The following is a 10,703-nucleotide window of genomic DNA, read 5'->3' on the forward strand; positions in this document are numbered from 1 at the left end:
CTTATACATTAACTTTGTATTCAATAGTTTTGAATACCATAAAGTTACAAAACTTTATGGACATAAAAAAGCCTCAGCTTGTGAAAGTTGAGGCTTTTGCTGTTTTTTTGAGGAATAGTTCTGCAACACCCTCCCCGTAACATATATACCAACCTCCTCATGAGCTACATTCGTCACTACTTTCACATCGTATTCTCTACAAAATACCGGCAACCCTTGATTTCACAAAAAATTGAAAAGACCGTATATCATCTGATCTACAGTCAGATTATGAAATATCAAGGCTATGTCCACCGTATCAACGGAATGCCCGACCATATACACATCCTCGCAAGCTTCCCTCCAAAATACCCCCACTCCGAAGTGATAAAAATCATCAAACAGGAAACATCAAAAAACATCAAATCACTTGGAATAATCCCATCATGGAACGGATGGGAAGAAGGATATGCAAGCTTTTCATGCAGCTATCGGGAGGTAGAAACAATAAAAAATTACATCATAAATCAGAAAAAACATCATTCAACCATTGATTTTGCTGATGAATACAAGGCATGGTTGACTGAAAATGGAATACATGATTATATCCCATACATGTAACAAGATGTCTTTCAGACATCTCCAATGCGGCTTCCTTGTTCCGTATGCATCCTGAGCCTTCCGGTCTCGGATGCATACGGCTATCAATATCCCGATGTCCCGTCGAGACATCCTGTTGATACATTTCAACAATAATGAGAACCCAATTCGACATCCCAAGCCGAAATGTTCATAAGCGTCCTCAGGACACAGATTAGGTAAAATTGGGATAGCCATTAATCTATGATGAACCGGAATTTCGGCTTGAACCATTTAACCGATTTTTAATTTTCATTTCTCATTTTAAATCTTTAACTTTGTGGTGCATATCGTTCGCAGAAGCCCGATATGGGCTCGGTGGCGGGTGCTGACATTTTTATTTTAAAAGCGTTTACTCGACGCTCAATCTTGTCATATAGAAATCTCGCAAATTTCACAGAATTGGTCAAGACTGAAGCAACGGTAGATGCCCCTGGTGATATGTATACAAGTCTATGACATAAGTCATGGTGCTCGTGTGCCTGTCTTTGCGTAGACATATCCATATCAAGCGTGAGGCTTCTGCGACGTTGCTCGTTCTTCCAATTCGGGCAATGCGAGAGCCTCTATATGTGGAACGAGCAACATAGTACGGCTCTCGCGCTTTTTTGTTGATTTTAATTATACCCTTTGTGGAGAGCGGGAGGGTAATATTTTTACACACAGTGTTATGAAATTTAACCGTTACCTATGCAGTATCGGCATGATTGCCGCAATCTACCTGCCCGTCAGTTCACAGACCCACAATCAGCCCAAAGCAGTCGACCTCGGACTCAGCGTATTATGGTCCGACACCTATCTCGACGCCGAGATGGTCAATCTCGCCAATGCCGGCTATTACTGGGCCTCTACAACCCCGCTTAAAAATCTCATCCAGACCAACGAAGAAGTGCCATACGACGTCAACGTAGGCCTCAACATCTCCCACTCCAACTATGACTGCGTGACCACTGCTCTCGGTGACGGATGGCGTCTCCCCACAAAAGCCGAATGTGAGGAACTCGCCAAGCTCAAACTCACCTTCACCTCAAACTATGAAGAAGTATGCGGCTTCACACTCACAGCTGACAACGGCAACAGCATATTTATAGAATACGCCTCCGGCGGCAACATTATCGGATTGAATACAACATTCTGGACCGCCGACGCATGGCGCGAGTCAGACCTCTCCACCGACTTCACAAAAGCCTGGGCATGTCGCATATCCATAATTAAAGGCGTGGAAGTCATCGACATGACCCGCAAGGATACATACCTCTTCGTCCGTCCCGTCAAGGACATCAACCCCACCGGTGTAGCTGTGACCGACATAACGCTTACCGAGACAGACCTGACCCTTCCAGTGGGCGAACAGACCGGTATCTACGCAGCCGTGCTCCCTGCCAATGCCTCCGACAAACGCATGACCTTCACCTCCTCCGATGAATCAGTCGTCACCGTCGACACCAAGGGACAGCTCTGTGCCGTGAGCGCAGGCACAGCCACCGTCACAGCCACCGCCACCGACGGCAGCGGTGTCTCGGCCGTGTGTGAGGTCACCGTGCCCTCCCTCGCACAAAGCCGTGAAATCGACCTGGGTCTCAGCGTCATATGGGCTTCACATAACGTAGGTGCCGAATCATCTCAAGAGATTGGCCACTACTATCAGTTTGCCAACCCCGAACTCCTCACCAAATGGTCGGTCACCACATCACCCTACAGAACTTCGGGCGTCATCCCCGTGCTCAACATGGCCGGAACAGAGTATGATCCCGCCACCAAAGTCCTCGGCAAGGAATGGATGACCCCGACCAAAGAACAATTCCAGGAACTCTTTGACAACTGCGATTACGAAAGCTTTGACAACGGTGTGAAATTTACCTCTAAAATCAACGGCAACAAGATATTCTTCCCCAACACCGGCTTCATGTATGTATCGGCACTCAACGCATCCGACTACGGATGCTACATGACAGCCGAGATTGACAACACCAGCCTCGACACCGCCAAAGTCACCTATGCACGTCTCACCAAAGGCTTTGTGCCCCGGTTCACCGCCAATCCCCAGGCCTACAAGGGCTACCCCATCCGCGCCGTCAAGCAAAAAGAAGGCGAGACAGGCATTGACGACATAATAGGAGATGACACAGACACAACTGTAGACGTCTACACCCTTACAGGAGTAAGGATCCTCACCCGAGCCGACCGCAACAGCCTCTCCGACCTTGCTCCCGGCCTCTACATCCTCCGCACCTCTGCCGGAAAGACCACCAAAATCCGCCTTTGAACATAGATACAAAAATATCATAATTACACTTGATTGATATAAAAGGATTAATTTCTCCCTATACTCACGCTATTTGTTTCGGGTGCTGCGGCTGAAGCAGCAGTGAGTCAGCCTAAAAAGACAGGAGCACAGCAGGTTACTTATATAACAACCTCCTGTGCTCCTGTCTTTTATATTAAGAAAAACTTATGTCTCTTATGTCCTTGTGAATCTTTTGTATCCTTCCTTATCCGAGGACGATGTTGACAATCTTGTTGGGTACCACGATGACTTTTCTCACAGCGTGGCCGTCGATCCACTTGAGCGAGCTTTCATGGTCAAGAGCTATGCGCTCCACCTCTTCCTTGGGAGTATCGGCGGGCACCTGGATGTTGAAACGGGCCTTGCCGTTGAACGATACGGCATAATTGACCATAGACTCCACGAGATACTTCTCGTCCCACTCGGGCCATGTTGCATCGCAGATAGTGCTGTCATTGCCGAGAGCCGAATGCCACAGCTCCTCGGTGATGTGGGGAGCGAACGGCGCGAGCACCACCAGTAGATCGGAGAGCACAGCGCGTGAATGGCATTTGAGCGATGTAAGCTCGTTGACACATATCATGAAAGCCGCAATCGAAGTGTTGTAGCTGAACGTCTCGATGTCGCCCGTAACCTTCTTGATGAGCTTGTGGATAGCTTTCAGAGCCTCGGGGGCAGGGGTGGAGTCATCGACAAGCAGTGTGTCTCCCTTATAGAAGAGCGACCACAGCTTCTTGAGGAAGCGGTTCACACCGTCTATGCCGTTGGTGTCCCAGGGCTTGCTCTGCTCGAGCGGACCGAGGAACATCTCATAGAGTCTCAGTGTGTCGGCTCCGTAACGCTCCACGATGTCATCAGGGTTGACAACGTTAAACATCGACTTTGACATCTTTTCCACAGCCCAGCCGCACACATACTTGCCGTCCTCGAGGATAAACTCGGCATCCTTGTAGTCGGGACGCCATGCACGGAAGGCGTCGAGGTCGAGTATGTCGTTGCTCACGATGTTTACGTCGACATGGATAGGGGTGACGTCATACTGTCCCTTCAGACCGTGCGATACAAATGTATTTGTGCCCTGTATGCGATATACAAAGTTGCTTCGGCCCTGTATCATGCCCTGGTTGATGAGCTTCTTGAAAGGCTCGGGCTCGCATACATAGCCGAGGTCATAGAGAAATTTGTTCCAGAAACGAGAATATATAAGGTGGCCTGTGGCGTGCTCCGTGCCGCCTATATATAGGTCGACATTGCGCCAATACTCGTCGGCCTCCTTGCTCACGAGAGCCGAGTCGTTGTGGGGATCCATATAGCGCAGATAGTAGGCCGACGAGCCGGCAAAACCGGGCATCGTGTTGAGCTCTATCGGACAACCGTCCTCGGTGACCCATCCCTTGGCACGTCCCAGCGGGGGCTCGCCGGTCTCGGTGGGCAGATATTTGTCCACCTCGGGCAGCAGCAGCGGCAGCTTGCTCTCGTCCATGAGGGTGGGGATGCCTTCCTTATAATATACGGGGAAAGGCTCGCCCCAGTAACGCTGACGCGAGAAGATGGCGTCGCGCAGACGATAGTTGACCTTGACACGGCCTATGCCTTTCTCTTCGATAAATTTCTTGGTGGCGGCGATAGCGTCCTTGACCTCCATGCCGTTGAGATCAAGCTCGGCCGAGGCACTGTTGATCATCTTGCCGCTCTTGGCGTCAAAGCTCTGCTCGCTCACGTCGCAACCCTCGATAAGAGGTATGACAGGGAGATCGAAGTGACGGGCAAAGGCATAGTCGCGCGAGTCGTGGGCGGGCACGGCCATGATGGCTCCGGTGCCGTAGCCGGCGAGCACGTAGTCCGACACATAGACGGGTATCTGCTTGCCGGTAAGCGGATTGACTGCATAGCTGCCGGTGAATACACCCGACACCTTCTTGTCAATCATACGCTCGCGCTCGGTCTTGTGCTTGATCGAGTCGATATACTCCTTCACGGCCTCGGCCTGATCGGGAGTGGTGACCTGAGCCACATATTCGCTCTCGGGGGCGAGCACCATGAATGTCACGCCAAACACTGTGTCGGCTCTCGTGGTGAAGATGTCGAGCACTACGTCCGAACCGGCGATGGGGAAGTGCATCTCGGCACCCTCCGAGCGGCCTATCCAGTTGCGCTGGGTCTCCTTGAGCGAGTCGGTCCAGTCGATGGTGTCAAGACCGTCGAGTAGACGCTGGGCATAAGCCGATACGCGCAGACACCACTGATACATCAGCTTCTGCTCAACGGGATAGCCGCCGCGCAGCGACAGGCCTTCGCTCACCTCGTCATTGGCAAGCACAGTGCCCAGTTCGGGACACCAGTTGACCATCGTGTTGCCCAGATAGGCTATGCGGTAGTTCATGAGCACGTCGCTCTGCTGCTTGGGAGTCATGGCGTTCCACTCGTCAGCCGTAAAGCTCATCTCCTCGCTGCATGCGGCGTTGAGACCGGCGTTGCCCTGCTTGGCAAAAGCCTCGACAAGCTCGCTGACGGGGCGGGCCTTCTGCTCGTCCTTACAGTAATAGCTGTCAAACATCTTCATGAATGCCCACTGTGTCCACTTGTAGAACGAAGGGTCGCAGGTCTTGATTTCACGGTCCCAGTCATAGCAGAAACCTATCTTGTCGAGCTGCTGACGATAGCGGGCGATGTTCTGCATGGTGGTCTTCTCGGGGTGCTGGCCCGTCTGTATGGCATATTGCTCGGCGGGCAGGCCATAGGCGTCATAACCCATGGGGTGGAGCACATTGAAGCCTCTCAGACGCTTGTAGCGCGAAAAGATGTCGGATGCTATATAGCCGAGAGGATGGCCTACGTGAAGTCCGGCTCCCGAAGGGTAGGGGAACATGTCAAGCACATAGTATTTGGGCTTGTCTGCATTGATTTCAGCCTTATATACATTGTTATCGCGCCAATACTGCTGCCAGCGTGATTCGATTGATTTATGGTTGTAATCCACGTGAAAATTTTATTAAATGGATAATGAGTTGAATATTCTATGAATGATTTGCCCGTCAGGAGAGCGAAAGCATGCGTGTGATGGGGAGGCGTGCGCGGTCGATGACGGCGGGGTCTACATGCACCTCGGGAGCCTCGTGGAGCAGCGTGAGATAGAGCTTCTCCATGGTGTTGAGCTTCATGTAGGCGCAGTCGTTGCATGCGCAGGTCGAGTCATCGGGTGGGGCGGGGATGAATCTCTTGTCGGGACACTGACGCTTCATCTCGTGCAGAATGCCGCTCTCGGTGGCCACGATAAACTCATCGGCATCGGTCTCTGAGGCCCACTTGAGCAACACGGCTGTCGAGCCAACCATGTCGGCCACGAGCCGGACGGGGGCCGGACACTCGGGATGCACGAGCACTTTGGCCGATGGGTGCTGACGCTTGAGCTCGATGATTTTTTCGAGCGAGAACTTTTCGTGCACGTGACACGCACCGTCCCACAGCAGCATGTCGCGGCCCGTCTCGGCGTTGATGTAATTGCCGAGATTGCGGTCGGGGCCAAAGATGATTTTCTCATCGGCCGGAAGCGACTTGATTACCTTCATGGCGTTGCCCGAAGTGACCACGATGTCGGTGAGAGCCTTGACGGCGGCCGACGTGTTGACATACGACACCACTGTGTGACCCGGGTGTTCCTTGATGAATTTTTCCAGCTCCGGGGCAGGGCAACTGTCGGCGAGCGAACACCCGGCGTTGAGATCGGGCACAAGCACCTTTTTGTCGGGACAGAGTATTTTGACTGTCTCGCCCATGAAGTGGACTCCACACATGACGATGATGTCATTGTCGAGCTTCTCGGCAATCTGAGCCAGGGCCAGAGAATCGCCCACAAAGTCGGCCACATCCTGGATGTCGCCCACCGTGTAGTAGTGGGCCAGGATGATGGCGTTTTTTTCTTTCTTGAGTCGGATTATCTCCTCTCGCAAATCGACACCCTCAGGGACCGGGGCGACAACACAGCCGTTTTCGACTTTCATTTATTTATATTTGAAAAAAATTTTTTTGAAAAAGAAGTTTAAAAGAAGAAGAATAAAGGTTGTAGAAACGTAAGATAACTTTTCAGCCGTTTGCTTGCATATATGGGTTATTGATGCAGACTTACATTATCTGACGAGTTATTAACATCGCAACTCCCTGATATTCATTTAATTTTTATAGTTATTAACATTGTGTTAATAATGTGCAAAGTTAATAAGTTTTTGTGAGTTTTACAACGCAAAAATGTTGAAAAGGGGCTTGAAAACGCATTGATAGTAAAACAATAACTATTTTGGCTATGAGCGGAGTATGATTATACGGCAACAGGGGGCTTAATGTCAATAGTAAGTTATTAAAATCTTTTGAAAAGTTTTTGACAGTTTTCTACACAGTTATCAACACTGTTGAAAATGGTGTTTTTTCACTCTCGTGAGGGCTCTGTAATCAGGGTCCCGGGCTTATTGAGGAGACGGGTGATGCGGCTGTTCCGGCCTCGGGACTTGAGGGCGTTTTTGCGGTGGCGGAATAGAAGAAAAAAATTTTTTTGAGAAAATATTTGGAGGAGAGAAAAAGGTGTACTACTTTTGTGGTGTACTAGTGCACTAGTACACCAATACACTATTACACCACAATCTTAATTTTGCCATTTATGTTGAAAGTAAAAGATGTCACATTTTCCTACAGCCGCAAGAAGTGGCCGGTGTTGCGCGACCTGTCGCTCGACGTCATGCCGGGCGGAGTGTATGGACTCATGGGCAAGAACGGTGTGGGCAAGAGCACGCTTCTCTATGTCATGGCCGGATTGCTCACCCCTCAGTCGGGCGTCGTGATGATGAACGGTGTCAGCACCCGGCTCCGTGAGCCCGCGACCCTCGCCGACATTTTTCTTATGCCCGAGGAGGTGATGCTCCCTGCGATAAAACTGAAAGAATATGTGAGGCTCAACGCTCCGTTCTATCCGCGTTTTTCCGACGAGGACATGAGCCGTAATCTCGACATCATGGGCATGAGCGGCGACGTGAATCTCGGAGAGCTGTCGATGGGTCAGAAGAAAAAAGTGTTGATGAGTTTCGCGCTCGCGTGCAACACGCCGCTGCTGCTCATGGACGAGCCTACCAACGGTCTCGACATCCCGGGCAAGTAGATGTTTCGCAGTTTCATAGCCGGCGGCATGACCGACGAGCGGGCCATCGTCATATCCACCCACCAGGTGCGCGACATAGATTGTCTGCTCGACCATGTGATAATCATGGATGATGCCAAGGTGGTGTTTGACCGCAGCATGGTCGAGATCAGCGAGCGTCTGAAGTTTGCGCTCACCGACTCGCCCGAGGATATAAAGCGCGCCTTCATCTCGCGTCAGACCATAGGCGGAGTGGCGGTGGTGCTGCCCAACGACGGAGGAGAGGAGACCAATGTGGACATAGAGATGCTGTTTGATCTGGCCACCTCCAATCCGGGACTGCTGGAGTATGTGTTCAGGAGCGGAGAGCCTGACAGGGGATAGGACGTAAATTCTTTTATAATTCAGACAATGGATATGAATACTGACAATATTTTCAGCCCTTCGAGGACGATGTGGCTGATGAAGAAATATTTTGTAGAGAACCGCGGCACTCTGCTGATGTCGGGAGCGTTTGTCACGCTGGTGATGATGCTTATCGCTGTAATCAACGGCCTGTCGACAATGCATATAAGTGATCCCGACTTTGGTATAAGTACGGAGATTGGTTTTATGCTCGTGGTGTTTGGTGTCACAGGTTGTCTTATCGCCTCGCTGGCTTTCAGGCAGATGTGGGACAACAAGAGCGCGACGGGAGTGCTCATGACCCCCGCCACAGCCTTTGAGCAGTGTCTGGTGAGATGGATTTTCGTGGTGCCGGGCTTCGTAGTGTGGTCGCTGGTGAGCGCGGTGTTTGCCGATATGGTAAAGTATCTGACGGCCAACTATATATTTGACGGTGAAGTGTGCATGATACCGTGGCTGAGAGTTTTGGGTGTTGTTGAAATAGAGGCGGCAGTCAATATATACATGGTGTTGCTGATATTTCTTGTCACTCAGTCGTTTTATTTTCTCGGTTCAGTGGTGTGGCGCAAGCATAATTTCGTGAAGACATCTTTTGTGGTCGGACTGCTGTTCATGATCTATTTCTCTATGTCGGCCATTGTAGCCGACAGTTATACCAACACAGGTTATGTAAGCAAGGGCGGACGTGACTTTCTTCTCTACGCACCGTTTCAGATATTGCTGTGGCTGACATTGATAATCAATTACACTCTCACGGTGATGCGTCTGCGCGAGTCGGATATAATTCATCGCCTTTAAATCAGAGGAGGATAGCTACATGATATTCAAACAGAAAAACAAAGCCATCTATCTTCAGATAGCCGATGGCATATGTGACGCCGTGATAAACGGGACATTTATCGAGGGAGAGCGCATGGCGTCGCTACGCGAGTATGCCGCCTCGATTCAGGTCAATGCCAACACGCTTATGCGTACGTATGAATATCTGGCCCAGGAGGGTGTGCTTTACAACAAGCGCGGCATAGGCTATTTTATAGCCGAGGATGCCAAGGCACGCATAAGAGTGATGCGCCACGAGGCATTTTTCAACGGAGAGATGCAGGAATTTTTCCGTCAGTTGAGTCAGCTCGGAGTGTCGCCCGACGATCTATATGCATATTATGTAAAATACTTAGAGCAATAAACCAATGAAGAAGACAACATATATAATGCTCGGGCTTATGGTGGCCGGAGTGGTGTGTGCGATGGGAGTGATGGCTGTGTTCATGCACAGTTACAAGCTGGATGTGGCACGTTATAAAATGGGCGGTGAGACAGTGAGTATTAAGTTTGACAACCCTGTGCATAAGGTGGTTTATGTCGACAATGACACAACCGACGGCGGGGTAGTGATAAGGGGCATAAAAGGGCTCAAGGTCAGGGAGAGTGACACGGCGACGGAGGTTACAGTGGATGTTGCGTCGGATTGGGCCGGTTTTCTCGACTGTCGCGTCGACAGCGGAGCCCTCTCGGTGAGCATCAATTATGAGGCCATGCACAGATATTATGATGTGGATGTAACCAAGAGGCGTGTGTTTCTTAATTCGGAAGATTTTGTCATAGCCTGTGTCAATGTGCCCAAGGGAATATTGAGGGAGGTTGATGCACGATGGGGCACGGTCTATGTCGATTCGCTTAAGACCGATGTGCTTGTGACCAAGGTTGACAATCGCCTGGTGCTGAACCATTCGCATATCGCCAGGCTCGAGAGCCGCTCAAAGACCATAAGAGAGCTTAAACTTGAGGACTCGACTGTGGGAAAGGCTGATATTCGTTCGGTGGGCAAGAAGTTTACAGTGGTATGTAAGGATGATTCGTCGATGATAGACAGTATGTATATCGACGGTGCGTATCGCAAGCCCAAAAAGGTTAATCTTAATTTCAGAAAGGCTAATATCGGTCACTTCAAGTATAATCCGGCCGATAAGAATACGGTGGCTAATGTATACTTTTAGGGGTTGATGTGTCGCGCTTCCGCGCTCCCACTTTTTCAAAGAGAAGTAAGAGGGGGGCTTTTTCAAGGGTGCCGGCATGAGGGCGAGCTGAAGCTCGTGGCCGGGACAAAGCTTCGCTCTGCTGTTGTCGCGCTCTCGCGCTTCCGTTTGGCTCACGGAGGTTGTTGCAGAACTATTTCTCAAAAAAAATAGCAAAAGCCTCAACTTTCACAAGCTGAGGCTTTTTTATGTCCATAAAGTTTTGTAACTTTATGGTATTCAAAACTATTGAATA

General features: G+C 50.3%; 7 protein-coding genes and 1 pseudogene. 6 read left to right on the plus strand and 2 right to left on the minus strand.

From position 1 onward, the window contains the following. Positions 1-159: 159 nt before the first annotated feature. A complete protein-coding gene (gene tnpA / locus QGT73_RS15920) occupies positions 160-600 on the plus strand; it encodes an IS200/IS605 family transposase (protein WP_280123094.1) in 441 nt (146 codons plus the stop codon). 688 nt (positions 601-1,288) lie between these two features. After that, positions 1,289-2,884 carry an Ig-like domain-containing protein gene (locus QGT73_RS15925; protein ID WP_280123095.1) on the plus strand — a complete coding sequence of 532 codons (1,596 nt, stop codon included), beginning with the start codon at positions 1,289-1,291 and terminating at the stop codon, positions 2,882-2,884. Between the two features lie 226 nt (positions 2,885-3,110). Here QGT73_RS15925 and leuS read toward each other — a convergent pair whose 3' ends face one another. Continuing rightward, complete coding sequence (leuS, locus tag QGT73_RS15930; RefSeq protein WP_280123096.1) at positions 3,111-5,885, minus strand: leucine--tRNA ligase; 2,775 nt, start codon at positions 5,883-5,885, stop codon at positions 3,111-3,113. A gap of 55 nt (positions 5,886-5,940) precedes the next feature. Continuing rightward, positions 5,941-6,906 carry a quinolinate synthase NadA gene (gene nadA / locus QGT73_RS15935; RefSeq protein ID WP_280123097.1) on the minus strand — a complete coding sequence of 322 codons (966 nt, stop codon included), beginning with the start codon at positions 6,904-6,906 and terminating at the stop codon, positions 5,941-5,943. Positions 6,907-7,556: 650 nt separating this feature from the next. Between nadA and QGT73_RS15940 the strand changes: the two are divergent. The 4 genes and pseudogenes from QGT73_RS15940 (at position 7,557) to QGT73_RS15955 (ending at position 10,429) form a co-directional block, all read left to right on the plus strand. After that, a pseudogene (locus QGT73_RS15940) lies at positions 7,557-8,414 on the plus strand (ABC transporter ATP-binding protein). A 27-nt stretch (positions 8,415-8,441) separates the two neighbouring features. Continuing rightward, a complete protein-coding gene (locus QGT73_RS15945) occupies positions 8,442-9,233 on the plus strand; it encodes a hypothetical protein (RefSeq protein WP_280123098.1) in 792 nt (263 codons plus the stop codon). A 19-nt stretch (positions 9,234-9,252) separates the two neighbouring features. Beyond that, positions 9,253-9,618: a GntR family transcriptional regulator gene (locus QGT73_RS15950; protein WP_123616617.1), complete on the plus strand. Its 366-nt coding sequence runs from the start codon at positions 9,253-9,255 to the stop codon at positions 9,616-9,618. A gap of 4 nt (positions 9,619-9,622) precedes the next feature. Next, on the plus strand, positions 9,623-10,429 hold the full coding sequence (locus QGT73_RS15955) for a hypothetical protein (protein WP_280123099.1): 807 nt from the start codon (positions 9,623-9,625) through the stop codon (positions 10,427-10,429). Positions 10,430-10,703: the final 274 nt, after the last annotated feature.

The organism is Duncaniella muricolitica, from assembly GCF_910574735.1.
In the GTDB taxonomy this organism is placed as follows: Bacteria; Bacteroidota; Bacteroidia; order Bacteroidales; family Muribaculaceae; genus Duncaniella; species Duncaniella muricolitica.

Excerpts from the sequence above, each read along its gene's own strand:
- nadA (WP_280123097.1), bottom strand. The coding sequence starts at position 6,906 with ATGAAAGTCGAAAACGGCTGTGTTGTCGCCCCGGTCCCTGAGGGTGTC.
- QGT73_RS15950 (WP_123616617.1), top strand. The coding sequence starts at position 9,253 with ATGATATTCAAACAGAAAAACAAAGCCATCTATCTTCAGATAGCCGAT.
- QGT73_RS15955 (WP_280123099.1), top strand. The coding sequence starts at position 9,623 with ATGAAGAAGACAACATATATAATGCTCGGGCTTATGGTGGCCGGAGTG.
- QGT73_RS15925 (WP_280123095.1), top strand. The coding sequence starts at position 1,289 with ATGAAATTTAACCGTTACCTATGCAGTATCGGCATGATTGCCGCAATC.
- QGT73_RS15945 (WP_280123098.1), top strand. The coding sequence starts at position 8,442 with ATGGATATGAATACTGACAATATTTTCAGCCCTTCGAGGACGATGTGG.
- tnpA (WP_280123094.1), top strand. The coding sequence starts at position 160 with ATGAGCTACATTCGTCACTACTTTCACATCGTATTCTCTACAAAATAC.